Genomic DNA, 26,236 nt, shown 5'->3' with positions numbered 1-26,236 from the left:
CCCAGACCGAAGAGAACACGGGCCAGCGCCTGGGTTCGCGATGCTTCGATGCCGGCGAAAAGGTTGGTGGCGGACGTGTCCCCCCATCCTTCCAGGTTAGCGACCGTTTGCAGACCGGACCCGTGCCGATCCCGCAGGGTGTAGATGTCGGCCGGTTCGCAGACCCAACCCAGATCGTGAAACCGCTCCACCTCCTTGTCGCCAAGACCGTCGATATCCATCGCACCGCGCGCCACGAAATGCTTGAGCCGGGCCACCCGCTGCGCTGGACAGATCAGGCCGCCGGTGCAGCGACGGATGCTTTCGCCCGGCTCGCGCAGGGCCGGGCTGCTGCATTCCGGACAAACCTGCGGAAATTCGAAGGGGACCGTGCCCGCGGGGCGGGCCGGCAGGTCAATGTCGCGCACCTTGGGAATGACGTCGCCGGCGCGGTAGATTTCAACACGGTCGCCCACGCGCAGATCGGCTCGGCGGATGGTTTCGCCATTTGACCCCACACCGGCGATGTAGTCTTCGTTGTGCAAGGTCGCATTCGATACGACGACGCCGCCGACAGTCACGGGCTCCAGCCGCGCGACGGGGGACAATGCGCCGGTACGGCCCACCTGAATGTCGATATCCGACAGGCGGGTCCAAGCGGTTTCGGCCGGAAACTTGTGGGCGATGGCCCACCGTGGTGTCGTCGAACGCAAACCGAGCCGGGCCTGCAATGTCAGATCGTCGACCTTATAGACGACGCCGTCGATATCGTAGCCCAGATCAGCCCGGGCATGGCCGATCGCATCGTACCGCGCGATCAGATCGTCGACGCAGGTGCAACGACGGGTCTCGGGGTTCGTCGTAAAGCCCAGCGCGCCAAGCCGCGCCAGTGCCTCGAATTGCGTGTCGGCCAACGGTTCAGACAGTTCGCCCCAGGCGTAGGCAAAAAATCTCAGCGGACGAGCGCGGGTGATCTCCGCGTCCAGCTGCCGCAGGCTTCCGGCGGCGGCGTTGCGGGGGTTGGCGAATGTCTTGCCGCCACCCTCCTCCTGCCGGGCGTTCAGGGCCGCGAAATCGGCGTGGGACATATAGACTTCGCCGCGCACCTCCAGCATCTCTGGCGCACCGACCAGGTCGATTGGCAGATCGGAGATGGTGCGGGCATTCGCGGTCACGTCCTCCCCGACCTCCCCGTTGCCGCGCGTGGCGGCATGGACCAGCGCGCCGTTCTCGTAGCGAAGCGACAGGCTCAGGCCGTCGATCTTCGGTTCGGCGGTGTAGATGAGCGGGGCGTCCGCGGTAAGGTCGAGGTAGCGGCGGATGCGTGCGTCGAAGTCCGCCACGTCGCCAGTGTCGAAGGCGTTTCCAAGCGATAACATCCGGTTGGAATGGCGGATCTTGCCGAACCCCTCCGATGGCGCCGCCCCCACCCGGTCACTTGGGCTGTCGGATCTTTTGAGATCGGGGAAACGATTTTCAATCGCGGCATTCCGGCGCTTGAGCGCATCGTAGGTGGCGTCGTCGATCCGCGGGGCGTCCTCACCATGGTAGGCGGTATCGGCGGCCGAAAGGGCTTCGGCCAGGCGGGCAAGCTCCGCACGCGCGTCGGCTTCGGACATTTCGTCGACTTCGATTTCAGTCCTGTCCACCACCGCAAGGCCCCCGCGTTCCTTCCGAAGTGATAGGGCCGTCGCCGCCCGCTTCCAACCGATTCTCGAACGGTGGACGCTGGACGCGATATCCGGGACGGAACTGGAGCGGAAACGAAAAAAGGGGCAGGCAATCCGCAGATCGCCAACCCCTCATGACTGTCAGCCGATCAGGCGTGCATCAGCCGTTCGGTGGAGCTGCCTTCGGGATCGCGCAGGACATAGCCGCGGCCCCAGACTGTCTCGATATGAGTCTCTCCGCCCGTCGCCTCGGACAGTTTTTTGCGCAGCTTGCAGATGAAGACGTCGATGATCTTCAGCTCGGGCTCGTCCATGCCGCCGTAGAGATGGTTCAGAAACATTTCCTTGGTCAGCGTCGTCCCTTTGCGCAGGGACAGAAGCTCCAGCATCTGGTATTCCTTACCGGTCAGATGAACGGTCTGACCATCGACTTCCACCGACTTGGCGTCGAGGTTCACCGCTACCTGCCCCGTCTTGATGATGGATTGCGCGTGCCCCTTGGACCGGCGCACGATGGCGTGGATACGGGCGATCAGCTCGTCCCGATGGAACGGCTTGGTCATGTAGTCGTCGGCACCGACGCCGAAACCCTTGATCTTGCTTTCGGTGTCATCGGACCCCGACAGGATCAGGATCGGCGTCTCGATCCGGCTCATCCTGAGCTGCTTGAGGACATCATGGCCGTTGATATCGGGAAGATTGAGGTCCAATAGGATCAAATCGTAGTCGTAAAGTTTCGCCAGATCGATTCCCTCTTCCCCCATATCGGTGGAATAGACGTTCAGATTGGCGCTTCCGAGCATCATCTCGATGCTTTTGGAAGTTGTCGGGTCGTCTTCGACGAGCAGGATACGCATCTCTCTCTCCGGGAGGCTATGGTGTCGGGCCACCCTGTCGCCCAAATGGTTAACTTATCGTTACCATCGGCGTGAGCAAAATTACAATCAACCTAAGATTGTCGAATTTTCTGGAGCAGCGTCGTTTTCAAGCCATTGGTTCCATGGGCCACCATCGCCTCCTCCCATCCGGCCAGTTCCTCGTCCGACAGGTCATAGCGCGCGATCGCATCCTCGCGTGTGATGAGGCCAGCCTGCACGCCGCGCACCACCGCCTGCTTGCGCCGTGCGACCCAACGGGTCGTCCCGGCTGGCGGCAGATCTGCGCGCGACATCTGGGTGCCATCCGGCAAGGTCACGACACGCGGGCCGGGCCCCTTCCTGAGATACATGGCAGGCTCCTTTTTACTGCCCCGCCTTCCTGCCCGAACCTCGTTAATCCAATGTGAAGCCGCGCCTTGTGAATATCTCGCATTTTCCTATATGTGGCGGCGCTTCCCCGTCAGGATATCGCCATGCCTCTCGATCAGCCCCGTCTCAACTCGCTTGGCCTGCCCAAGGCCCCCGCCGACACGCGCGTCGTGGTGGCGATGTCGGGGGGCGTCGACAGCTCGGTCGTGGCCGCGCAATTGGCGGACGAAGGCTACGACGTGGTCGGCGTCACGCTGCAACTGTACGACCATGGGGCCGCATTGGCCAAAAAGGGCGCGTGCTGTGCCGGGCGCGACATCCACGACGCCCGCCGCGTGGCCGAGACCATGGGCTTTCCGCATTATGTTCTGGATTACGAAAACAAGTTCCGCGACGCCGTCATCGATGAATTCGCCGACGCCTATCTTGCCGGCGCAACCCCCGTTCCGTGCATCCGGTGCAACGAGCGTGTGAAGTTCCGCGACCTGCTGGAAACGGCCAAGGATCTCGACGCCGACTGCATGGCGACGGGTCATTACATCCAGCGCAAGACGGGGACGCGCGGAGCGGAGCTGCACAAGGCAGCCGACCCGGTCCGCGACCAGTCCTATTTCCTGTTCTCGACCACCGCCGAGCAGCTGGATTACCTGCGGTTCCCCCTTGGCCACCTGCCCGACAAGGACGCGACCCGCGCCTTGGCCGCGAAATACGGCCTGCCCGTCGCCGACAAGCCGGACAGCCAAGACATCTGTTTCGTGCCCAATGGCGATTATGCGGCCGTCATCGAAAAATTGCGCCCCGGCGCGGGCGAACCCGGTGCGATCGTCGATATGGACGGGCGCGAACTTGCCCGGCACGAGGGCGTGATCCACTATACCATTGGCCAGCGTCGCGGCCTGGGCATCGGCGGGCTGACGGACCCGCTTTATGTGGTGCGGTTGGACCCCGACGCGCGGCAGGTGATCGTCGGCCCCAAGTCCGAACTGGCCACGCGGCTTGTCCCCATTCGGGAAATCAACTGGCTGGGCGACGCGCCGATCGACAGCCGCGCGGAATGGCACATCGGGGTCAAAGTCCGCTCCACCCGCCCGCCGCGGGACGCGATCCTGCGGCCCAAACCCGGCGGTCTGGCCGAAGTCGAACTGCTGACGCCCGAAGAGGGGGTCAGCCCAGGTCAGGCCTGCGTCTTCTACGGGTCGGACGACACGCGGGTCCTTGGCGGCGGATGGATCTGGCGCGGATATTGACGTCGGGTCAGTCCTGGCGAAATCGCCCCATGGTTGTATCGGCATGGGAAACATCGAGTGAAGACCGGTGCAGTATATGTCGAATCGATGATCTCTCGCAGGTATCGGAATGGGTCAGGGACGCCTTCGACCATCCCGATCTTGACTTATCCGCCGCAATGTAAAGCCGCTTAACTTTTTTGCCGCGCCCCTCTTGTCGTACCGCCATGCCCTTCCCATCTGCTGTAATGTGAAACGCATTCACATAGCCCCGGCCCGGAGACAGGGCCATCCACCGCCCGGACCGTCGGGCAGCAAAGGAGAGACCCTGATGACACCCGCCCAAGCCTATGCCGGACAGATGACCAACGCGTCCTGGTTCACCCGCACGACCGACTGGCTCGACGCCCGCGGCAAGGGGGCCTGGATTGCGATCATGGTCCTCGGCTTCGTCTTCGTGTGGCCGGTCGGCCTCGCCATCCTTGCCTATATGATTTGGAGCAAACGCATGTTCAGCGGAAAATCCCATCGCATCTCAGCCCGCCACATGACGCCGACCCGGTTCCGCAGTTCCGGAAACCAGGCGTTCGACACCTACAAGACCGACATGCTGCGTCGACTTGAGGACGAGCAGGAAGCCTTCGAGACATTCCTGCAGCGCCTGCGCGAAGCCAAGGACAAGGCCGAGTTCGACCAGTTCATGGAAGATCGTGAAAAGCGGTCCGAGACCAACGGCGACGACAAGGACGCCGCCTGACCCCCCTGCCCCGCGCATCCCGCGCGGGGCTTCCCCTTCCGTTCCATTCTGCCGGAGCCCTTCGCCGATGACCTATTGGACCGACACGCCCCAAACCGACACGAGCGCGCTGCCCGATGCGATGACCGAGCCGCAATTCTACGATGGCATCCTCGTCAAGCGCACCTTTGCCTGGGTCGTCGACATCGCGGTCATCACCGCGCTGACCGTCGCGGCGGGGATCACCACGCTGACCATCGGCTTCTTTCTCTGGCCGGTCTTCTTCATCGTGATTGGCGCGCTCTACCGTATCTCCACGCTCTCCAATCGCTCCGCGACGTGGGGCATGCGACTGATGGGAATCGAATTGCGCGGGCATGATGGCCATCGGTTCGACACCGGCCAGGCCACGCTCCATGTCCTCGGCTACTACGGGTCGATGATGTTTATCCTGCCGATCCTGGCGTCGATCGCCGCGATGCTGGTGACCGATCGGCGGCAAACGCTTACGGACATGGTGCTGGGCAGCGCAGCCATCAATCGCCCCGCCTGATCCGACTGAATTGGCGACGCATTGTAGCGAAATGCGCACCACAGCGGCCCGACAGGTCTTTCCCATTGACCTGCCGGGCCGGGTCACTACGGTCAGGTCATCAGAGAGACAGGATCCTGACTTCATGCGCCACAGCCTTCCTCTGACGCCGCAGTTCTATGTAACTGCGCCTCAGGCTTGCCCCTATATCGACGGTCGGCGGGAGCGGAAGCTCTTCACCGCGCTGCAGGGTTCCGGTGCTGGCGCGCTCAACGACAAGCTGTCCAAGCAGGGGTTCCGTCGGTCGCAGAACGTCCTCTACCGGCCCAGCTGCGCCGATTGCACCGCCTGCCTGTCCGCGCGCATCCGGCTGGAAGACTTCACGCCCAACCGGTCGCAGCGCAAGACGACACGCCGCAACGCCCACCTGCGGCGCGAGATCACATCGCCGTGGGCCACCGAAGACCAATATGCCCTGTTCCGCAAATACCTGACCGCGCGCCATGCCGATGGCGGAATGGCCGACATGGACATCTTCGAGTTCGCAGCCATGATCGAGGAGACGCCGGTTCGCACCCGCGTCATCGAATACTGGGACGACCGCGCCGTGGAAACCGGTGGCCTGCCCGAATTGCGGGCCGTCTGTCTGACGGACGTTCTCGATGACGGGCTATCGATGGTCTATTCGTTCTATGATCCGGACTTGCCGGCGGAATCGCTCGGCACTCATATCATTCTCGACCACATCGACATCGCGCGCGAAGCGCCCCTGCCCTATGTCTATCTGGGGTATTGGGTGCCCGGATCGCCCAAAATGGGATACAAGGCGCATTTTTCCGCGCTCGAAATCTTCAAGGATCGCGCTTGGCAACCGATCGGCCATCCCACCGATCATGCCCATGCCACCCATCCCCTGTCGGTGGAGCCGATCGCCGAACAGGTCGCGCAGATCGAACTGCCGGATGTGGCAACGACTTAGGGCTCGGCTTCGCCCGCCGCTTTGAGCACCGCCGACAGCGGGGCCGCCGCCACCTGCTCCGCCCGGTTTCCCAATCGCCAGGAATAGATCGCCGTCACCGTCTGCGACGTGGCCCGACCCAGCACGACTGTCGTGCCGTCCTGCGCCGCCTCGAACGTGGCCCGGTCCAGATAGCGCACGATGACCGGGGCCCGTTCCGCATCGTCGTCGAGCACACGGTAGAGCGTCGTCGCCGGAACCCCTTCGCGCCGCGCCGTGGTCACACCGGTGTTCAGGCCCGCGGGATGGGCCAGCAACCCCATGCCCGCTTCTTCCAACGCCGGCAGCAGCGCGTCCAGCGCGGCGCGGTCGCCGGCCACACCACCCGACGCCCGGTCCAGCAGGCCGACGGCCTGCGGCAACGCGCGGCGCATGGCAGAGGCGGCAACCTCGATATCCTGCGGTGTCGCCCCTTGGGGGAAGATATCCGCCAGGGCCACGACTTCGTGCCCCGCAGCGCGGTAAACGGCGGCGACCTCAGCCGCGTCGGGCCGGGTCGGGTCGATAGCGAAGGTCACCGGAAAATCGAAGGCCGTCAGGCTTTCTCGGTCGACGTCGAAGGCGGGATCGTCGATCAGGACGATCGACATCAGCGGCAGATCGTTCGGGTTCTCGAAATTCGCCGCTTGCAGATCCAGCGCGCCCTTCGGGGGCGGCGGTGCGACTGTGACGACGTCGGCATCCGCATCATCCTCCTGCCGCTCGCTGTCCAGGATCAGACGACGGGGCATCACCGTATTGTCCGGTTCGGCGTCGTCTTGGGGGGTCTCGGCGCGCGGCACCACCAGCGGGGTTTCCACCACGGTGATCTGCGGCTCCGCGTCCCGGTCATCTTGCGCAGGTTCGGCCGGCGCGACGTCCTGCGAGGTTTCAGCCTGAGCCAGTTCGATCTCTCCGTCGGGTGTCGACGGGGCTGATGGCGCGGCCTCTGTCTCGGAGACATAGGGCCCGACCACGGCAGCCGGCTCTGGCTCTCCTTCCGCCTCGGCCGTCTCAATCACCGGCACCGGCACCGGTTGCGCTTCGGGCGCTTCGACATCCGCCGGCGCAGCGGCCGATTCCGCCGCCATATTGACCTCCCCAAAGGTTCGGGGCGCAAGCTCATCGGTCGGGCGTGGCACGGCCGGGGCATCCCCGACCTGCGGGGCGGCCCCGAAGCCCGCGATGATGCCGGGCGTCGGTTGCGTGGCACTTGTGGTCTGCGGCGCGGGCGCATCCGTCGGGGTCGTCCCCGCGCGCAGCCCTTCGGTCACCGCCAGGGGGCGCGGTGCCGCCTCGACGCCGGGCGTTCGGGCGGCGCGATCTTCGGGGGGGCGGTTGAATTGGCTGCCTGCGGGAACCTCCACGCCGGGGGTTGCATCACCCGTGGGAACCGCCGGGGCCTCGGCGACGACGGCATCGTCGCGCACGGGCCGCTCGGGCACGCGCGGCGTGCTCTCGGCCTGGTCACGCAGCGTCGGCGCATCGGGGAGCGAGGCCGCAGGCCGCGTGGGCGATTGCGGCGGCGGAGCGATCAGGATGACCGAGACGAAGAACAGGGCAGACAGCGCCAGCGCACTGGCCGATCCCAACAGAATACCCTTGATCATGCCCCGAACTCCTTGCCCTGGCGCACCGTTCCCGCGCGCCGATGACCCTTTCGCCGGGCCTTTGGTCCTGTATAACCCGACCGACGGGCGTGAACAGCCCCGCACGCATGTTCCGGAGGGTTTGGCTTGCTTCTGCTGATCGACAATTACGACAGCTTCACCTGGAACCTGGTCCACTACGTCGGCGAACAGGGGGCGGAGGTGCGCGTGGTGCGCAACGATGCGATGGACGTCCAGGCCGCGATGGCGCTGAACCCCGCGGGCGTCCTGCTGTCGCCCGGCCCCTGCGACCCCGATCAGGCGGGCATCTGCCTGGGCCTCGTACAGGCCTGCGCCCAGACGCGGACCCCCCTGCTCGGCGTCTGTCTCGGCCATCAGGCCATCGGGCAGGCCTTCGGTGGCAAGGTCGTGCGCGCCGGTGAAATCGTCCACGGCAAGCTAGGTCGGATGCGCAACGACGGCACCGGCGTCTTCGCAGGTCTGCCGATGGAATATGACGCGACCCGCTATCATTCGCTGATCGTCGATCGCGACACCCTGCCCGACGATCTGATCGTGAATGCCGAACTGGAATCGGGCCTGATTATGGGTCTGCGCCACCGCGATCTGCCGATCCACGGGGTGCAGTTCCATCCCGAAAGCATTGCCTCCGAACACGGTCACGCGCTGATCCGCAACTTCCTTGATATGATGCCCGCGGCGGTCGCGACATGATCGACCTGAAGCCCCTCCTGAACGCAGCCCCCGACCGCCCCCTGACGGATGCGGAGGCCGAGATGGCCTTCGCCGCTTTCTTCGATGGCCAGGCGACCCCGGTGGAAATCGCCGGCCTTTTGATGGCGCTGCGCACGCGCGGCGAAACGGTGGGAGAGATTGCAGCCGCCGCCGCCGCGATGCGTGCCCGCATGAACCGCGTGGCCGCCCCCCCCGGTGCGATGGACATCGTGGGCACGGGCGGCGATGGCAAAGGCACGCTGAACATCTCGACGGCCACGGCCTTCGTCGTCGCGGGATGCGGCGTTCCGGTCGCCAAGCACGGCAACCGCAACCTCTCGTCGAAGTCCGGGGCCGCAGATGTCCTGACCCAGATGGGGATCGAGGTGATGGTCGGCCCGGACGTGGCCGAACGCGCGTTGGCCGAGGTCGGCATTTGCTTCATGATGGCCCCCATGCACCACCCGGCCACACGCCACGTTATGCCGGTGCGCGGCGAGTTGGCGACGCGGACGGTGTTCAACGTTCTGGGCCCGCTGACCAACCCGGCGGGTGTGAAGCGACAACTGACCGGGGCCTATTCCCCCGCCCTGATCCGCCCCATGGCCGAAGTGCTGGGCGCGCTGGGGTCCGAAGCCGCCTGGCTGGTGCACGGTGCCGACGGGACCGATGAGATTTCCATCGCCGGGCCGACCGCCGTGGCCGTGTTGGACGGAGGAGAGGTGACGGAACGCACCATCACACCCGACGACGCCGATCTGCCGACACATCCATTCGAGGCGATCATCGGCGGCACCCCCGAAGAGAATGGCCACGCCTTCCGCGCCCTGCTGAATGGCGAGGCGAGCGCCTACCGCGATGCGGTGCTGCTCAATGCCGCCGCCGCGTTGGTCGTGGCGGGACGCGTGAACTCCTTGCCGGACGGCGTTGAAATCGCGAGAAAATCCATCGACGGCGGGGCCGCGCTCGGAAAAGTCCAGGCCCTCGCCAAACTGACGACGGAGTCCGCCGCATGACCACACCCACCATCCTGGAAAAGATCAAGGCCTACAAGCTGGATGAGATCGCCGCCCGCAAGGCGGAGCGCGACCAGACGGCGATCGAAGCCGCCGCACGGGAGGCCGATGCCGTTCGCCCCTTTGCAGACGCACTGCAACAGGCCACGATCGAAGGCTATGGCCTGATCGCCGAAGTGAAGAAGGCCAGCCCGTCCAAGGGTCTGATCCGGGCCGATTTCGATCCCGCCGCCATCGCCGAGGCCTATGCCGCCGGGGGCGCGACCTGCCTGTCGGTGCTGACCGATGCGCCCAGCTTTCAGGGGCACGAGGATTATCTGGTCGCCGCCCGCGCCGCCTGCGACCTGCCGGTGCTGCGCAAGGATTTCATGTATGATCCCTGGCAGGTGGCCGAGGCCCGCGCGCTGGGGGCCGATTGCATCCTGATCATCATGGCCAGCGTGTCCGACGCACAGGCGCAGGAGCTGGAGGAAGCGGCGACCGACTGGGGCATGGATGCCCTGATCGAAGTCCACGACCGCACCGAGTTGGAGCGGGCTGCCGACCTCAAATCCCGGTTGCTGGGCATCAACAATCGCGATCTGAACACTTTCGTCACCGATCTGGCCACCACGCGCGACCTGTCGCGCCGTGCGCCCGTCGACCGCATTCTCGTGTCCGAGTCTGGTCTGACCACGCCCGAAGACCTGGCGGATATGGCGCAGTACGGGGCGCGCTGCTTCCTGATCGGCGAAAGCCTCATGCGGCAGGACGATGTGGCCGCCGCGACCCGTCGCCTGCTGGCCGATCCGCTGGTATCAGGCCGATGAGCGGCCTGACCCACTTTGACGCCAGCGGGGCCGCACATATGGTCGACGTCTCGGCCAAGGCGGAAACGACCCGGATCGCCGTGGCGGAAGGATTTATCAAGGTCGACCCTGAAACTCTTGAAATCATTCGATCCGGCACAGCAAAGAAGGGCGATGTTGTCGGCATCGCGCGCTTGGCCGGCATCATGGGGGCCAAGCGGACCGCCGACCTGATTCCGCTGTGCCACCCGCTGCCCATCACCAAGGTCACGGTGGACATCGCACTCGACGACGCTCTGCCGGGCCTGCGCGTCACGGCAACCGTCGGCACCGCCGGACGCACCGGGGTGGAGATGGAGGCGCTGACGGCCGTCACGACCGCCTGCCTGACCGTCTACGACATGGCCAAGGCGGTGCAGAAGGACATGGAGATCGGCGGCATTCGCCTGCTGTCCAAGACAGGCGGAAAATCGGGCACGTGGAAGGCTCCGGCCCGGTGATTTCGGTCGCGGCGGCGCTCGATCACCTGCTGGGCCTGGTCGCGCCCTTGCCGACCGAAACGGTCACACTTCGCGCTGCGGCCGGTCGTGTGATGTCAGAACCGCTTGCCGCCCTGCACGATCAGCCGCCTTTCGATGCCTCGGCCATGGATGGCTACGCCGTAGTCAAGGACGCCGAACCGGATGACACTTTCACGATCATCGGCGAGGCGGCGGCGGGTCATCCCTTCGTCGGCGTTCTCGACTATTCAGACGCCGTTCGCATCTTCACCGGTGCGCCCATCCCACCGGGCGCGACGCGCGTCATCATTCAGGAGGATGTTCGGCGCGACGGCGACCGCATCACAGTGACCGGTGCACCGGGCGATGGACCCAACATCCGACCGGGCGGCGGCGATTTCGCCAAAGGAAAGGTTCATCAGCCCCGCACCCCGTTGGGCAGTCGTGACAGCGCCCTGCTGGCCGCCATGGGGCATGGCTTGGTGCCCGTCGCGCGAAAGCCGGTCGTGGCCCTGCTGATGACCGGTGATGAATTGCGTCCCCCCGGACAGGTGTTGGCCGAAGGTCAGATCACCGCGTCAAACGGATATGGCCTGGCCGCGATGTGCGAAGCCGCAGGCGCTGAGGTTCGCATCCTGCCCATCGCCAGCGACACCGCCGCAAGTCTGTCGCAAGCCTTTCGCCTGGCCGCCGGGGCCGATCTTTTGATTACCATCGGCGGAGCATCCGTCGGCGATCACGATCTGATTGCCGACGTGGCGGGTGACGCCGGTCTGGATCTGTCGTTTCACAAGGTCGCCATGCGACCGGGCAAACCGCTTCTGGCCGGTCGCATGGGAGATATGGCGCTGGTCGGCCTGCCTGGAAATCCCGTATCGGCAATGGTTTGCGGGGTGATCTTCATCCTGCCGATGCTGCGCAGGATGCAGGGCCTGCCGAATTTTTCCGAAATACTGTCATACCCGCTTGCGGACGCCATCGCGGCGAATGGCCCCCGACAGCATTACATGCGTGCGCAGGTGCGTGACGGTCGGATCACCGTGTTGGATCGTCAGGACAGCAGCCTTCTGAGCGTTTTGCGCGACGCGACACACCTGGTCGTCCGCCCGCCCGGCGATCCGGCACGCGTCGCCGGCGAGGGGGTCTCAGCGCTTCGATTGCCCGCCTGATCCCGCTGCGGTCAGGCGTTGACACAAAACAGGAACCTTAATAGAACATTATGTGACCGGCCCGTCGGCCGCCGCAACATGAGGGACCTGAAATGCTCACCCGAAAGCAGCGCGATCTTCTCGCCTTCATCCACAAACGCGTGCAACGTGATGGCGTGCCGCCGTCCTTCGACGAGATGAAGGATGCGCTGGACCTGCGGTCGAAATCCGGCATCCACCGCCTGATCACGGCGTTGGAGGAGCGCGGTTTCATCCGCCGCCTTGCGCACCGCGCCCGTGCAATCGAGATCACGCGCCTGCCCGAAGATCTGGCGGCGGGATCGACCTTCGTGCCGCAAGTGATCGAAGGATCGGCTGCAGCACCCGCGCCGGCCCCCGCCCGCGCGATGCGGGTCGAGACGTATTCCCAGGACCTGCCCGTGATGGGCCGCATCGCCGCCGGTGTACCGATCGAGGCGATCAGCGAAGTGTCCCATCATGTCGCCGTCCCCGGCCAGATGCTGGACCGGGGCGGAGAGCATTACGCGCTGGAGGTTCACGGCGACTCGATGATCGATGCGGGCATCAACGACGGTGACATCGTCGTGATCCGCGAACAAACCACTGCCGACAACGGCGAGATCGTCGTCGCGTTGGTCGAAGGGCACGAAGCGACGCTGAAGCGGTATCGCAAGACGAACGGAATGATCGCGCTGGAAGCGGCGAACCAAGCCTATGAGACGCGTCTGCTGCGCGACGATCAGGTTCAGGTTCAGGGCCGTCTGGTCGGTCTGATCCGCAGCTACTGATCCTGACGGCTGGCGCGGGACCAGGGCCGCACGCCCTGGACCCGCGTCGCCGTCTGCATCGTGATATCCTCGCCCTCGAAGTAGAGCGCGATGGAGCCGGTGCGCTCTAACGTGGCGGGCCCGATGACGCGGCATCCCTTTGGCACGACCTCCGGCTGCACCGCCACCACAAGCCATCCGGGCGCGCCCGCGCAGTCCTGCACCGCCGCCGGCAATGCAGTCTTCGTCGGCGCGTGGTGGATGCGGATCGGCAGGTCGGGGGGATAGGGGCGCGCCGCCGCCTGTTCCTGCGTCGCGGCGTCGCCGTCGTTTTCCAGCCAGATACCGGCGACGAAGCTCACCCCGCTTTCGCGGCTGAGCCAGCGGCCGTCGTCCGTGCGAAGCCCGATCAGCCGGGCATCGTCGGAGATAAGAACATCGGGACGCGGGCTTTGTGCCCAAAGGCTTGCCGCGACGGCCATCAGGACGACACCGACACCGCGCGCCATATGACTTCGCGCTGCCGCCACGACCGCCATGCCGGCCCCCAAAATCGGAAGCACCTGCCAGATCGGGGCCGGAACCATACTGACCGCGCCGGGCAGGTCCGCCACCCGGTCCGCCACCTCCAGGATCCAGCGTATGCCCCATCCGGCGACCCACAACGGCATCGCATCCAGACCCAGCGGAATGAGCATCAGGCCCACGAACAGAAGCGGCATGACCGCCATCCCCATCATCGGTACAGCCAGCATGTTGGCCAGCACGCCGTAGTGGCCGATCCGGTTAAAGTGTAGCGCCGCAATCGGGCCCGTGGCTGCCCCGGCCACAACGGACGACAGCAGCAACGACACGACACCCCCGCGCCAACCACGCAGGATGTTCGGCCGCTCCAACCGTGACAAGCCGACGAACACGAGGATCAGCGCGCCGGTCGCGGCGAACGACATCTGAAACCCCGGCCCCATAAGGCTTTCGGGATGCCAGAGCAGCACGATGATCGCGGCAATGGCGATCGACCGCATCGACAGGGCGCGCCGGCCCAACACAATCGCGCCCAACATCACGGCCGCCATGATGAAAGCCCGTTGCGTCGCGATGCTGCCGCCCGACAGCAACAGATAAGCCGTCGCGAACGGAAAGGCGGCAAGCGCCGCCCAGATGCGGGTCGGATGGTGCAGCGCGATTGAAGGGATCAAAGCAAGCCCGCCGCGCACCAACCAGAAGACGAAGCCGACCAACAGCCCCATGTGAAGGCCAGAAATTGCCAGCAGATGCGCCAGGTTCGATGCGCGCAGGGCCGTCGTCACATCCGTCGACAATCCGGACCGATCCCCGGTCGTGATTGCGGCGGCGACTTCGCCAACTTGCCCCGGCATCCGCGTGCGGAAGGCGGACGCGACCGCGCCCCGTGCCTGTGCGATGGCCGGGCCAAGACCGCCCGGGTCCGGCCCTGCGCGCAAGACCGGCACGCGGGTGTACCCGACCGCGCCCAAGCTCAGGTACCACGCATGACGCTGGAAATCGAAGCCGCCAGGCTCCGTCGGGCCGGACGGGGCCAGCAGATGCGCGGTCGTCATGATCCGCGCGCCCGGCACCGCCGCGTCCGTCGCGACCTCGCCCTGCAACGACAGGCGGACGCGCCGCGGCGTTCGGTCGGGTGCCATGCGGTCCAACCGCACCCTGTCCAGCGTCACCCGCATCGCCCCGGACGACGACCGGTCCAGCGCGACGATCCGCCCTTCGACCGCGCCGTAGTAGCGAAAGTCGAGAACCGGTCCGGCCACGATCTGCGTCCTTATCTGCGCGACCGCGCCGCCCAAGATCGCGACACAGATCATCAGGAACACGAACCCCACCGAAGCGCGCAGTCGCCACGCCAGCCACCCGAACATCAACCCGAACCAAGCCCAGGCAAGCTGCACCATCGGCCCCGGCTCCACCGGCAGGGCGAAGTATCCGCCGACTCCGGTTCCCAAAGCGACGGCCAGCCAAGGCAGGCGATGACCGCGCAACGCCTGACACGCCTCGACCGCCCGCACCCAGAGGGCGGGCGGCGCGTGCAAAGCAGCGTCGGTCCGGTGCATCCTTGCCCTCCCCCTCTGGGCTGAATATCAACCCTGCGATGATGCGCGCCGTGTGGTTTACAATTCGTTAACCAAGCGCCGTCCGATTGCCGTCAAGCCAAGGAATACCAATGTCAGCCGCCGCCCCCGCGCCCCCCGTCGTGACCCGGATCGCGCCGTCCCCCACCGGAACGATGCACATCGGCACGGCCCGTACGGCGCTGTTCAACTGGCTGTTCGCCCGTCGCCACGGTGGGCAATTCCTGTTGCGGATCGAAGACACGGACAGGGCGCGATCGACCGAGCAAGCGACGCAGACCATTCTGAACGGCCTGACCTGGCTGGGGTTGGACCATGATGGCGACATCGTCAGCCAGGCCGACCGCGCCGACCGACATGCGCAGGTCGCCCATCAGATGTTGGCGGAGGGCAGTGCGTACAAATGCTTCTCGACCCAAGAGGAGATCGAAGCGTTCCGCGAAGAGGCGCGCGCCGCCGGCCGGTCGACCCTGTTCCAGTCGCCCTGGCGCGATGTCCCCGCCATCGACCATCCCGACGCGCCAGCCGTCATCCGCCTGCGCGCGCCGCGCGACGGCACGACCGTGATCCGCGATGCAGTGCAGGGCGACGTTACGTTTCGCAACGATCAGCTGGACGACATGGTGCTGCTGCGGTCCGATGGAACGCCGACTTACATGCTGGCCGTGGTGGTGGACGATCACGATATGGGCATCACCCATGTCATCCGCGGGGACGACCATCTGAACAATGCCGCGCGTCAGGCGCAGATCTTTGATGCGATGGACTGGGCGCAGCCGGTCTGGGCGCATATCCCGCTGATCCACGGGGCGGATGGCAAGAAACTTTCCAAGCGCCACGGCGCCACCGGCGTGGAGGAATACGCCGAAATGGGGTTCCCGGCACGGGCTTTGCGCAACTACCTGGCTCGCCTTGGCTGGTCCCACGGCGACGACGAATTCTTCACCGATGCGCAAGCGATTGAGTGGTTCGACCTTGGGGGGATCGGCCGGGCCCCCGCACGTCTGGACCTCAAGAAATTGGAGAACCTTTCCGGGCAGCATCTAAGCACGATGTCCGACGACGACATCCTGTCCGCCCTACACGATTGGAGCGACCGGGCCGGCCGCGCCCCGATCGACGCCACCCGGCTGCGGCCCGCAATCGCGATCGTCAAGGATGCCAGCCGGACGCTGCCGCAACTGCTGGATCGGGCGCATTTCGCACTGACCTCTCGCCCGATTACGCAGGACGACAAGTCCGCAAAAGCTCTCGATACGGTATCCCGTGGCATACTGCGCGAATTGACGCCGCACCTGCAGAATGCTAGCTGGAGCCGCGATGCGCTGGAAGGTGTCGTGGGTGATCTGGCGCAGTCCAAGGGGCTGGGTCTGGGCAAGCTGGCCGCGCCGCTGCGCGCGGCGCTGGCAGGTCGCACCGCCACACCCAGCGTTTTCGACATGATGTTGGTTCTCGGGCGGGATGAAACCCTTGCGCGGCTGCAAGACGCCGCAAACTCCGAAAGCTGAACAGACCTGATCCGGGCGCGGTTAACAATGCGCCTTGCACGATGAATAGTCGGGCGAAACAACCGGTTGCGGCATGTTCTTCATGTCGCGACACTTTGAAAGGACGCACATGGCTGACACTTCGAAAACCGCGAAACTGACGATCGGCGGCCAGGATTTCGACCTTCCTATCTATACGCCGACCGTCGGTCCCGACGTTGTCGACATCGGCAAGCTCTATGGCAAGTCGGGGGTTTTCACCTACGATCCAGGCTTCACCTCCACCGCCGCCTGCGAAAGCGCGATCACCTTCATCGACGGCGACGAAGGTGTCTTGCTGCACCGCGGCTATCCCATCGGTCAGCTGGCTGAGGAATCGCATTATCTGGAGGTTTGCTACCTGCTGCTCTACGGCAACCTGCCCTCCGCCGCGCAGCTGGAAGAGTTCGAGACCACGGTGACCAACCACACCATGATCCACGAACAAATGCACAATTTCTTCCGTGGGTTCCGCCGCGACGCGCATCCGATGGCGACGATGGTCGGCGTCGTCGGCGCAATGTCAGCCTTCTACCACGACAGCACGGACATCCACGACGAATGGCAGCGGGAGGTCGCGACCTTCCGCCTGATCGCCAAGGTGCCCACGATCGCGGCGATGGCCTACAAGTATTCCATCGGACAGCCCTTCGTGTATCCGCGCAACGATCTCGATTATGCGTCCAACTTTCTGCACATGTGCTTCTCGGTGCCGGCGCAGGAATATGTCGTCGATCCGATCCTTGCGCGGGCGATGGACCGCATCTTCACGCTGCACGCGGACCACGAGCAGAACGCCTCGACCTCTACCGTGCGGCTGGCGTCTTCGTCGGGCGCGAACCCGTTCGCCTGTATCGCGGCCGGCATCGCGTGTCTTTGGGGCCCCGCACACGGCGGCGCCAATCAGGCCTGCCTGGAAATGCTCAAAGAGATCGGCACCGTCGATCGCATTCCCGAGTTCATCGCCCGCGCCAAGGACAAGAACGACAGCTATCGCCTGATGGGCTTCGGCCATCGCGTCTACAAGAACTTCGATCCGCGCGCGACGGTGATGAAGGAAAGCGCCGACGAGGTGCTGGAACTGATGGGCGTGGAAAACAATCCGATCCTTCAGGTCGCCAAGGAACTTGAGCGTCAGGCGCTGGAAGATCCGTATTTCGCCGAGAAGAAGCTGTTTCCGAACGTCGATTTCTATTCCGGCATCATTCTGGAGGCGATGGGGTTCCCGACGTCGATGTTTACGCCCATCTTTGCGCTTTCGCGCACCGTGGGGTGGATTTCGCAATGGAAGGAACAGCTGTCCGATCCGGCGCTCAAGATCGGGCGACCCCGGCAGCTTTATACCGGCGAGACGCAGCGCGACTACGTTCCCGTCGAAAAACGCTGACGGCAATACCAGACGTAGAACGCCGCCCCATGGGGCGGCGTTTTTCGGTTCGACAGATACAGCGTCCTAGCGGTGCAGCCCGTCGTAATGGGCCGATAGCCGCTGCAACGCGATCCGCAGGACGATCTTGCCGGACCGCGCGGCCCAGCCAAGCCGTTTTTCGGTCGTCTCCAACCCCTCCAGAAAACAGCAAACGCGCAAAACCACGTCCGCAAGGCCGGGCCCAAGCGCACGCAACGCCCCGCTGACCCGCGCGCGGGCATCCTCCGGCCCGCCCATGGGGTCACCGGGCCGCATCTGGCCGCGATCGCCGGGCGTCAGGAACCGCTCCCAATTCTGACCGACGCGCGGACCCATCTGTGCCGCCTCGAAATCGGCGCGCAGACGTTCGCCGGCAATGACCAGATCCATCGCAAGGAACGGTTTGCCGTCGCGGTCCTTCTTGCGGGCCAGACCGCCCAACGGCGACTCGGTCAAATTCACGCGCAACGTCTCGCCCGAAGACCCGACCCGCTCGCCCATTTCCATGTGCTGGGTCAGGAACGGGCTTGCCGCCTCGGCCATGCCCCGCGCCTCCTGCCGCGCGGCCAGCGTTTCGTTCAGCAACCGCTTGAGCGCCGCGCGCCCGGCGTCGGTGATGCGGTACCGGGTGATCTTGCCGGACTTGAAGCACGACACCCAATCCTTCAGGACGAAGGCCTGCGCGACCGCTTTGGGCACCGTCGCCGTTCGCGTCGGCGTGTCGCCAGTGTCGCGCAACACCACGGCCTGCGGCATGCCCTGCCCAACGGCCAGAAAGGCATCCGTTTCGCAGAGCCGGCGCAGAACGCGCTTAGCCTCGTGGTTGAGCTGCTCGTCGTTAATCAGTGAGTCACGTGCTGGGAGAGCGGACATGGAGGGGCCATCCTTCGGGTCAGTTTGATCAATGCCTGTTGTCGCGACTTCGGAAAGCCGCTCGATCATGTCATCCACAAGCGGATCGTCGCGCCGTTGTTCGACCTTTCGGATCTGCCGAAGAACCGTCGACGCGGCACACCCGCTCGCCTGGGCGACATCGCGCAGGGCGCGCCCTTGAACGGCGTGGGCAAGGTATGCCCGCGTCGAGGCCGGGACCCATTCGGGCAACGGTGCGGTGGCGTTCTGATTGGTCGTCGAGTGCATCGAAAACTCCGAAGCGGGTCCTGTGGAAAACGCAGTCAGACCTCGCTTGGATTGGTTACCAAGTCGTTAATTGGGCCGGTTTCCGCGCCAAATGTTTCCAAAGTGTAAACGACCGCAAGACAGCGAACGGCCCACCCCCCAATTGCGCAACACAGGTCGCGACGAGGCCATGATCGGCACAGATCCATCAGCCAAGGAACGTCCGAAGATGTGCAAGATTTCCGCCGAACTCGACCAGATGCGCCGCCCCCGCTTGCTTGTGGAAGCGGCGGCGAACGGGACCTCGCTTTACCGCAGGCGTCGGGATCTGCGCCGCATGCTGCGCGTCGCGATTCCCGCCTCGCCCAAGGCGGCTCTGGAGAAGCTGCTGCCGATCGAGGCGGCGCTCGAAGACCGACGCCTCAGCGTTGACAAGAACTACAGCTATCCCCGGCACGTCGACATCCTTGTCGCGCTGATGGCCGAGGCGCATGCATTTCGACGGGCCGCGACGTAATCGCCCGGACGCGTTTCCTTACATGAAGGCGTCGGGCATCGACGCCTTCTTTTGCGCCACATATTCCAGCAGGGCCGCGCGTTTTGCGGGGTCCAACACCGGCTCGACATAATCGCCCAGCAGCTTGTCGACCCGCGCCGCCGCAAGCGCCCGCGTATCACGCGACCCTTCGTCCGCCCAGGTCTCGAAGGGTTTATAATCCAGCAGATCGGACTTCCAGAACGCCGTCTTGAAGTTCGCCTGCGTATGCGCACATCCAAGGAAATGCCCGCCCGGACCCACTTCGCGCAGCGCGTCCATCGCCTGCGACTCCGGATCGACGGCGATGCCCTTGGCCATCTTGTGCAGAATGCCCAGCTGATCGGCGTCCATCACGAATTTCTCGAAATCCGCAACCAAGCCCCCTTCCAGCCAGCCGCAGGAATGCAGCATGAAATTTACACCCGCCAGCAGCCCCGCGTTCAGCGAATTTGCCGTCTCGTAGGCGGCCTGCGCATCGGGCAATTTCGAGCCGTTGAACGACCCCGCGCTGCGGAACGGCAGGTTCAGCCGCCGGGCCAATTGCCCTGCACCATAGGTGATCTGCGCCGCCTCGGGCGTGCCGAAGGTGGGGGCCCCGGAATTCATGTCGATCGACGTCACGAAGGCCCCGAACACGGCCGGCGCGCCGGGCTTGACCAGCTGCGAATACGCGACGCCCGCCATCACCTCGGCCATCACCTGCGTCAAAGTGCCCATCACCGAAACCGGCGCCATCGCCCCGCCCACGATGAATGGCGAGATGATGCAGGCCTGATTCGCCCGCGCATAGACCTCCAGCGCGCCCATCATGATCGAATCGAACGTCAGCGGAGAGTTGATGTTGATCAGGCTGATCATCGCGGTGCGCCCGTTCAGGCCCGTGCCGTCGCCGTCGTCGAACAGGATGTCGCACATCTCGACCGAATCCTGCGCGCGGCTCGGCTCCGTCACCGATCCCATGAACGGTTTGTCGGTCAACGTCATATGCGCCAACAGCATGTCATAGTGCCGCTTGTTGACCGCCACATCCGTCGGCTCGCACACGGTGCCGCCCGAATGGTGCAACCATTTCGACATATGGCCCAGCTTCACGAATTTCTCGAAGTCGGCCATCGTGGCATAGCGGCGCCCTTCGGCGTCGCGCACGAAGGGCGGGCCATAGACCGGGGCCAGCACCAGATCGCGACCGCCGATCGTCACGTTGCGCGCGGGGTTGCGGGCCACCTGGGTAAAGGATTCGGGGGCGGTCTTGCACAACTCGCGCGCCAGACCCTTGGGGATATGGACCCGGTCTCCGCGAATCTCTGCACCCGCGGCGCGCCACAACTCCAGCGCGGCCTCGTTTTCGGGAAAGGCGACGCCAATCTCTTCCAGCACGATGTCCGCGTTGGTCTCGATGATCGTCAGCGCCGCTTCGTCGAGCACTTCGTAATTCGGGATGTTGCGCGTGATGGTCCCGGCCTGATCGACTTTGGTGCTGGTCCGTTCGGCCCGCCGGGCCGCGCCGCCGCCGCCGCGTCGTCCCCGTGTCGCTGTCCCGTCCGCCATGTGCGTTCCCCCGAATGTCGCGCTGTCTTTGGCAATACCCTGCACCCAGCCCCGCCCGCCGACCGTTTGCGCACCCCCCATGGACGAAAGCGACATCGGCGGTGCGGCGCACGACTTGCCCCGCGCACCGCTGCGGCGTAAGCGGCGGGGCATGGATATGCCCGATCATCAGCGCCTTCTCATCGTCGACTTCGGATCCCAGGTGACGCAGCTTATCGCGCGCCGCCTGCGGGAATTGAACGTCTACTGCGAAATCCACCCGTTCCAGAACGTGACGCCCCAATTCCTGTCAGATTACGCGCCGAAGGCCGTGATCCTGTCGGGCGGTCCCGCCTCCGTTCCCGACGCGAATTCACCCCGTCCACCGGCCGAGATCTTCGATCTGGGCGTGCCGGTCCTTGGCATCTGCTATGGCCAGCAGGTGATGATGCAGATGCTGGGCGGACAGGTGACGCGCGGCGAGGGTACCGCCGAATTCGGTCGCGCCTACGTCACCCCGTCCCAGCCGCTGGACCTTCTTCAGGGCTGGTTCGACGGGTTGGAGGCGACGGGCCGCGAACAGGTCTGGATGTCCCACGGCGATCACGTCTCGCGCCTGGCCGACGGGTTCGAGGTCTATGCCACGTCGCCCGGCGCACCCTTTGCCGTCGTCGCAGACGCCGAACGCCACTTCTATGGCATGCAGTTCCACCCCGAGGTGCACCACACGCCCAAGGGCGCCAAACTCTACGAAAACTTCGTCCGTCTGGCCGGCTTCACCGGCGACTGGACCATGGCCGGCTACCGCGAACAGGCGATCGCCGCGATCCGCGATCAGGTCGGCGACGCCAAAGTCATCTGTGGCCTCTCCGGCGGCGTCGACAGCTCCGTTGCCGCCGTCCTGATCCACGAGGCGATCGGCGATCAGCTCACCTGCGTCTTCGTCGACCACGGCCTCTTGCGACAGGGGGAGGCCGAAGAGGTCGTCACCATGTTCCGCGACAACTACAACATGCCCCTGATCCACGCCGATGAGCAGGAGCTGTTCTTGGGCGAACTCGACGGCGTCTCCGACCCCGAAACCAAGCGCAAGATCATCGGACGGCTCTTCATCGACGTGTTCCAGAAACACGCCACGGCCGTCGGCGACGCCAAATTCTTGGCGCAGGGGACGCTCTATCCCGACGTCATCGAATCCGTTTCCTTCTCCGGCGGGCCGTCGGTCACGATCAAGTCGCACCACAATGTCGGCGGCCTGCCCGAGAAGATGGGTCTGAAACTGGTCGAACCGCTGCGCGAGCTGTTCAAGGACGAGGTTCGGGCATTGGGGCGCGAACTCGGTCTGCCGCCCAGCTTCATCGGCCGCCACCCCTTCCCCGGCCCCGGCCTCGCCATCCGCTGCCCGGGCGAGATCACGCGCGAAAAGCTGGCAATTCTGCGCAAGGCTGATGCCGTCTATATCGATCAGATCCGGCGCCATGGCCTTTACGACGACATCTGGCAGGCCTTCGTCGCGATCCTTCCCGTCCGAACGGTCGGCGTCATGGGCGACGGGCGCACCTATGATTTCGCCTGTGCCCTGCGCGCCGTGACCTCCGTCGATGGTATGACGGCCGACTATTTCCCCTTCACCCATGACTTCCTGGGCGAAACCGCGACCCGCATCATAAACGAGGTCCCGGGCATCAACCGCGTGACCTACGACATCACGTCGAAGCCGCCGGGCACGATCGAGTGGGAATGACGGTCTGTTCTGCGGATAATTGACTGGCCGGATGCAGCGGCGATGCGACCCTAGAAGATGCGACCGCAGGAATCATCCCGGCCGGACAGATCAGACGAACACGCGACGTCGACCAGATCGCCCCGCTCACCGTCCCGCCACCGCGCTGCGCCGCTCCATCATCGTCACATCTCGCCACTGGCCGGTCATCGGCCCGTGCGTCATCCGGCCCAGACGCGCCCGCGTGCCCACGATGTCGAACCCGCATGCCCGGTGCAGTGCGATACTGGCCCGGTTTTCCGGAAATATCTGTGCCACCAAGGTCCACCACCCCTGCGCTTCGCTGTCCGTGATCAACCGGGACAGAAGGCTCCGGCCCAGACCCCGCCCCACGGCCTGTGCGCCGACATAGGTGCTGACCTCGCCGACCCCTGCATAGGTGTCGCGCGGAGACGTCGGGGCCAATGCGGCCCATCCAACCACGATCCCCCGATCTTCCGCCACCAACGCCAATGGATGCCCGTCATGGAAATCCTTCCACCCGATTGGCTCGGCCCGAAACGACGCGTGGCCCGTCGCCAGTCCTTCGGCATGGATCGCCGTGATCTCCATCGCATCCATAGGGCGCGGAGGGCGCAGAATCACGTCACCGTCCCCGGAACAAACCGCCAAGCACGCCGCGCACGATGCTGCGACCCGCCCGCGTTCCCAGCGACCGCGCGAAGGATTTGGCAAAGGCCTCGCCCACGCTGTCGCCGCGCCGGCTTCTGGGTTTGGAGGTCGAGCGGCTGACCGTCTTGCCTGAATACCGGCGTCCCGCCTTGTACTCCCGCGTCGCGGCCTCGGCCTCTTGCTCTTCGGCCTCCGCCTTCTCTGCCGCCTGCGCCGCGTCTGCCGCCCGCTTGGTCAGGATTTCGAAGGCGCTTTGCCGGTCCACCTGCGCCTCGTATTTCCCGGCCAGATCCGATGCGCGGATCACGTCGGCACGCTCCGCGCCGGTGATCGGCCCCAGTTGCGAACTGGGCGGTCGGATCAACGTGCGCTGCGCCATGCCGGGGATGCCCTTGCGCTCCAGAAAGGACGTCACCGCCTCGCCCACGCCGACCTCCCGGATGGCGTCCTCGATGTCGAAGGCCGGATTTTCGCGGTAGTTCTGCGCCGCCTGTTGCAGGGCCTTGCGGTCCTTGGCGGTGAACGCGCGCAGGGCGTGCTGCACCCGGTTGCCCAATTGGCCCAGAATATCCTCGGGGATGTCCTCGGGGTTCTGCGTCACGAAATACACGCCGACGCCCTTGGACCGGATCAGGCGGGCCACCTGCTCCACCTTGTCGATCAGGGCCTTGGGCGCATCGTCGAACAGCAGATGCGCCTCGTCGAAAAAGAAGACGAGCTGCGGCTTGTCCGGGTCGCCCACCTCGGGCAATTGCTCGAACAATTCCGACAGCAGCCACATCAGGAACGTCGCATAAAGGCGGGGCGACGCCATCAGTTTGTCGGCGGCCAGCACGTTGACCATGCCACGCCCATCCCCGGCCAGCCGCATCAGGTCGGCCAGGTCCAGCGCCGGCTCTCCGAACAGGTTCGCGCCGCCCTGCGTCTCCAGCGTCAGCAGGCTGCGCTGGATCGCGCCCACCGACGCACTGGACACATTGCCATAGCGGCTGGACAGCGACTTGCGGTTCTCGGCCACCCAGACCAGCAGTGCTTGCAGATCCTTGAGATCCAGAAGCGCCAGCCCGTCTTCGTCCGCGACGCGGAATGCGATATTGAGGACGCCTTCCTGCGCGTCGGTCAGCTCCAGCAACCGCGACAGCAGCAGCGGTCCCATCTCGGACACGGTGGTCCGCACCGGATGCCCCGCTTGCCCCCACAGGTCCCAGAAGGTGACGGGGGCGGCGGCATAGGTCAGGTCCAATCCGATCGTCGCCGCCCGTTCGGTGAACGGCCCGTGCAGTTTGTGATCGGTCGACCCCGGCTTGGCCAGACCGGACAGGTCGCCTTTGACGTCAGACAGGAAGACCGGCACGCCCGCGTCTGAAAAGCCCTGCGCCAGGATCTGCAGGGTCACGGTCTTACCGGTGCCCGTCGCCCCCGCGATCAGACCGTGGCGGTTGGCATAATCGAGGCGCAGCCCCTGCGCGTCCGCATACGCATCGCCGCCGCCGCCCGCGAAAATCGTCACCACCTGATCCGTCATCATCTTCACCCGTTATTAACCTTGCATGGCCATAACAGCAGGGAGGGCCGTCGCACAGTCTGCGATCCCTCTCTCCCTGTCGACTGGCCGCGCGGTCTCTCCCTCCGCGCGGCTTTTTTCGTCGCTCGACAGGCCGGGTCGACACGACCAGCGCCCCGCCTCTTCCCTGACATAACGTATTGACGGATTGGGCATCGCTGCCTAGTGTTTCGACATCAAGTCGGCCAGTCCGACGGGGAGAGAAAAAAAGACCTGAAAAGGGGCCTTCTCACGGGCCCTTTTTCTTGTTCCGGGGTGCCGATCTATCGCCGTCTGAACGCCGCCGAACGCGCCCGGCGAAATCTCGCTCCAGCCCCCCTGCACCTTGCCATTCGCCCGTGCTAGACCCCCGGAAAGATGACTTTCTGAGGAGCGTTTATCGTGACACTTTCCCCCCTTCGTTCCGGCACGGCCCTGGCCATCGTCCTGTCGCTCGGCGCGGCTTTGTCCGCCGCCGCGCAGGACGCCGCCACCCCCGAGGCCGCGCCCGCCGACACGACCGAAACGGCACCCGCCCAAACCCCTGACGCCACGACGACACCTGCCCCCACACCGGTTCCCGCCGCGCCAGGTGGCGATCTGGCGACCGGCACCAACATCGGCGAAGCCCTGGGCGGCGGGCCGCAGATCTATGTGCGCGAGGAACATGGCGACTGGGAAGTCCGCTGCCTGGAGGCCCCGGAGGGTCAGGAAGACCCATGTCAGCTGTATCAGCGGCTGGCCGATCAGCAGGGCAATCCGACGGCTGACGTCAACTTCTTCGATCTGCCCGATGGTGGCGACATCGTCGCGGGCGCGACCATCCTCACTCCGCTGCAAACCCTCTTGACCGCACAGGTCACGATGACGATCGACGGCGGTCAGCCCCGCCGCTATCCCTACAGCTTCTGCGACGCGACGGGCTGCTATTCCCGCATGGGCTTCAGCGCCGCGGACGTCGCCGCGTTCCGGGCGGGCAACACGGCCACGCTGGTCGTCGTGCCCGCACTTGCCCCCGATCAGCGGGCGGAACTGACGATGTCGCTGTCGGGCTTTACCGCCGGTCTTGCCGCCGTCGAGGTCGACAACGCCGAGTGATCCGCGCCAAGCGGACAAAATGGGGG

23 protein-coding genes and 1 pseudogene are annotated in these 26,236 nt (G+C 65.2%); 15 read left to right on the top strand and 9 right to left on the bottom strand.

What is annotated here, in order from left to right; all coding sequences use genetic code 11:
• The 3 genes and pseudogenes from ligA to sciP form a co-directional block, all read right to left on the bottom strand.
• Positions 1 to 1,598 (bottom strand): annotated as a pseudogene (ligA, locus tag JDO7802_RS12990) (NAD-dependent DNA ligase LigA); the annotation flags it as partial.
• Positions 1,599 to 1,798: 200 nt separating this feature from the next.
• Positions 1,799 to 2,506: a response regulator transcription factor CtrA gene (gene ctrA / locus JDO7802_RS12985; protein ID WP_055086227.1), complete on the bottom strand. Its 708-nt coding sequence runs from the start codon at positions 2,504 to 2,506 to the stop codon at positions 1,799 to 1,801.
• 92 nt (positions 2,507 to 2,598) lie between these two features.
• The gene (gene sciP, locus JDO7802_RS12980; RefSeq protein ID WP_055086226.1) at positions 2,599 to 2,877 is read right to left on the bottom strand and encodes a CtrA inhibitor SciP; all 279 of its coding nucleotides are present in this window, start codon (positions 2,875 to 2,877) and stop codon (positions 2,599 to 2,601) included.
• Between the two features lie 123 nt (positions 2,878 to 3,000).
• Between sciP and mnmA the strand changes: the two genes are divergently transcribed.
• The 4 genes from mnmA to JDO7802_RS12960 all read left to right on the top strand — a co-directional run bounded on the left by mnmA (position 3,001) and on the right by JDO7802_RS12960 (position 6,369).
• Complete coding sequence (gene mnmA, locus JDO7802_RS12975) at positions 3,001 to 4,143, top strand: tRNA 2-thiouridine(34) synthase MnmA (RefSeq protein WP_055086224.1); 1,143 nt, start codon at positions 3,001 to 3,003, stop codon at positions 4,141 to 4,143.
• Between the two features lie 310 nt (positions 4,144 to 4,453).
• A complete protein-coding gene (locus JDO7802_RS12970; protein WP_055086222.1) occupies positions 4,454 to 4,879 on the top strand; it encodes a DUF2852 domain-containing protein in 426 nt (141 codons plus the stop codon).
• Between the two features lie 67 nt (positions 4,880 to 4,946).
• The gene (locus tag JDO7802_RS12965) at positions 4,947 to 5,411 is read left to right on the top strand and encodes an RDD family protein (protein ID WP_055086220.1); all 465 of its coding nucleotides are present in this window, start codon (positions 4,947 to 4,949) and stop codon (positions 5,409 to 5,411) included.
• Between the two features lie 124 nt (positions 5,412 to 5,535).
• Positions 5,536 to 6,369, top strand: coding sequence for an arginyltransferase (locus JDO7802_RS12960; protein ID WP_055086218.1), 834 nt, complete (start codon positions 5,536 to 5,538; stop codon positions 6,367 to 6,369).
• Here JDO7802_RS12960 and JDO7802_RS12955 read toward each other — a convergent pair.
• Positions 6,366 to 7,997 (bottom strand): divergent polysaccharide deacetylase family protein, encoded by a 1,632-nt coding sequence (locus tag JDO7802_RS12955; protein WP_055086216.1) that lies wholly within the window; start codon positions 7,995 to 7,997, stop codon positions 6,366 to 6,368. The two genes, JDO7802_RS12960 and JDO7802_RS12955, sit on opposite strands and share 4 nt — an antisense overlap.
• A gap of 126 nt (positions 7,998 to 8,123) precedes the next feature.
• Here JDO7802_RS12955 and JDO7802_RS12950 point away from each other — a divergent pair, with 126 nt between their 5' ends.
• The 6 genes from JDO7802_RS12950 (at position 8,124) to lexA (ending at position 12,972) form a co-directional block, all read left to right on the top strand.
• Complete coding sequence (locus tag JDO7802_RS12950; protein ID WP_055086214.1) at positions 8,124 to 8,711, top strand: anthranilate synthase component II; 588 nt, start codon at positions 8,124 to 8,126, stop codon at positions 8,709 to 8,711.
• The gene (trpD, locus tag JDO7802_RS12945; protein ID WP_055086212.1) at positions 8,708 to 9,727 is read left to right on the top strand and encodes an anthranilate phosphoribosyltransferase; all 1,020 of its coding nucleotides are present in this window, start codon (positions 8,708 to 8,710) and stop codon (positions 9,725 to 9,727) included. Before JDO7802_RS12950 ends, trpD begins: the two co-directional genes overlap by 4 nt.
• Positions 9,724 to 10,536 (top strand): indole-3-glycerol phosphate synthase TrpC, encoded by an 813-nt coding sequence (gene trpC / locus JDO7802_RS12940; protein ID WP_055086210.1) that lies wholly within the window; start codon positions 9,724 to 9,726, stop codon positions 10,534 to 10,536. The genes trpD and trpC overlap by 4 nt, the downstream gene beginning before the upstream one ends.
• Complete coding sequence (gene moaC, locus JDO7802_RS12935; protein WP_055086208.1) at positions 10,533 to 11,015, top strand: cyclic pyranopterin monophosphate synthase MoaC; 483 nt, start codon at positions 10,533 to 10,535, stop codon at positions 11,013 to 11,015. The genes trpC and moaC overlap by 4 nt, the downstream gene beginning before the upstream one ends.
• Positions 11,012 to 12,184 (top strand): molybdopterin molybdotransferase MoeA, encoded by a 1,173-nt coding sequence (locus JDO7802_RS12930; RefSeq protein WP_055087243.1) that lies wholly within the window; start codon positions 11,012 to 11,014, stop codon positions 12,182 to 12,184. The genes moaC and JDO7802_RS12930 overlap by 4 nt, the downstream gene beginning before the upstream one ends.
• A gap of 92 nt (positions 12,185 to 12,276) precedes the next feature.
• A complete protein-coding gene (gene lexA, locus JDO7802_RS12925; protein WP_055086206.1) occupies positions 12,277 to 12,972 on the top strand; it encodes a transcriptional repressor LexA in 696 nt (231 codons plus the stop codon).
• Here the strand turns inward: lexA and JDO7802_RS12920 are convergent.
• On the bottom strand, positions 12,966 to 15,038 hold the full coding sequence (locus tag JDO7802_RS12920) for a ComEC/Rec2 family competence protein (protein WP_055086204.1): 2,073 nt from the start codon (positions 15,036 to 15,038) through the stop codon (positions 12,966 to 12,968). The genes lexA and JDO7802_RS12920 overlap by 7 nt on opposite strands.
• Positions 15,039 to 15,148: 110 nt before the next feature.
• On the opposite strand from JDO7802_RS12920, the gene gltX reads away from it, so the two are divergent.
• Both gltX and JDO7802_RS12910 read left to right on the top strand, forming a co-directional pair.
• On the top strand, positions 15,149 to 16,564 hold the full coding sequence (gltX, locus tag JDO7802_RS12915; RefSeq protein ID WP_055086202.1) for a glutamate--tRNA ligase: 1,416 nt from the start codon (positions 15,149 to 15,151) through the stop codon (positions 16,562 to 16,564).
• 109 nt (positions 16,565 to 16,673) lie between these two features.
• On the top strand, positions 16,674 to 17,969 hold the full coding sequence (locus JDO7802_RS12910; protein WP_055086201.1) for a citrate synthase: 1,296 nt from the start codon (positions 16,674 to 16,676) through the stop codon (positions 17,967 to 17,969).
• Between the two features lie 66 nt (positions 17,970 to 18,035).
• Here JDO7802_RS12910 and JDO7802_RS12905 read toward each other — a convergent pair whose 3' ends face one another.
• A complete protein-coding gene (locus tag JDO7802_RS12905) occupies positions 18,036 to 18,863 on the bottom strand; it encodes a DUF6456 domain-containing protein (protein ID WP_306455362.1) in 828 nt (275 codons plus the stop codon).
• A 475-nt stretch (positions 18,864 to 19,338) separates the two neighbouring features.
• On the opposite strand from JDO7802_RS12905, the gene JDO7802_RS12900 reads away from it, so the two are divergent.
• Complete coding sequence (locus tag JDO7802_RS12900; protein ID WP_055086196.1) at positions 19,339 to 19,626, top strand: DUF6477 family protein; 288 nt, start codon at positions 19,339 to 19,341, stop codon at positions 19,624 to 19,626.
• An 18-nt stretch (positions 19,627 to 19,644) separates the two neighbouring features.
• Here JDO7802_RS12900 and JDO7802_RS12895 read toward each other — a convergent pair whose 3' ends face one another.
• Complete coding sequence (locus tag JDO7802_RS12895) at positions 19,645 to 21,195, bottom strand: trimethylamine methyltransferase family protein (RefSeq protein WP_055087242.1); 1,551 nt, start codon at positions 21,193 to 21,195, stop codon at positions 19,645 to 19,647.
• Positions 21,196 to 21,352: 157 nt separating this feature from the next.
• Between JDO7802_RS12895 and guaA the strand changes: the two genes are divergently transcribed.
• The gene (gene guaA / locus JDO7802_RS12890; RefSeq protein WP_144430695.1) at positions 21,353 to 22,918 is read left to right on the top strand and encodes a glutamine-hydrolyzing GMP synthase; all 1,566 of its coding nucleotides are present in this window, start codon (positions 21,353 to 21,355) and stop codon (positions 22,916 to 22,918) included.
• Positions 22,919 to 23,044: 126 nt separating this feature from the next.
• Here the strand turns inward: guaA and JDO7802_RS12885 are convergent, their stop codons facing one another.
• Together JDO7802_RS12885 and JDO7802_RS12880 are read right to left on the bottom strand one after the other, a co-directional pair.
• Positions 23,045 to 23,542 (bottom strand): GNAT family N-acetyltransferase, encoded by a 498-nt coding sequence (locus JDO7802_RS12885; protein ID WP_245624186.1) that lies wholly within the window; start codon positions 23,540 to 23,542, stop codon positions 23,045 to 23,047.
• Position 23,543: 1 nt separating this feature from the next.
• A complete protein-coding gene (locus tag JDO7802_RS12880) occupies positions 23,544 to 25,094 on the bottom strand; it encodes a helicase HerA-like domain-containing protein (protein ID WP_055087240.1) in 1,551 nt (516 codons plus the stop codon).
• A 420-nt stretch (positions 25,095 to 25,514) separates the two neighbouring features.
• On the opposite strand from JDO7802_RS12880, the gene JDO7802_RS12875 reads away from it, so the two are divergent.
• Positions 25,515 to 26,210: an invasion associated locus B family protein gene (locus tag JDO7802_RS12875; protein ID WP_083481160.1), complete on the top strand. Its 696-nt coding sequence runs from the start codon at positions 25,515 to 25,517 to the stop codon at positions 26,208 to 26,210.
• Positions 26,211 to 26,236: the final 26 nt, after the last annotated feature.

This window comes from Jannaschia donghaensis (assembly GCF_001403795.1).
Lineage (GTDB): Bacteria > Pseudomonadota > Alphaproteobacteria > Rhodobacterales > Rhodobacteraceae > Jannaschia > Jannaschia donghaensis.
The sequence above is the reverse complement of the archived record's forward strand: the minus strand, read 5'-3'. Positions and strand labels throughout refer to the sequence as shown.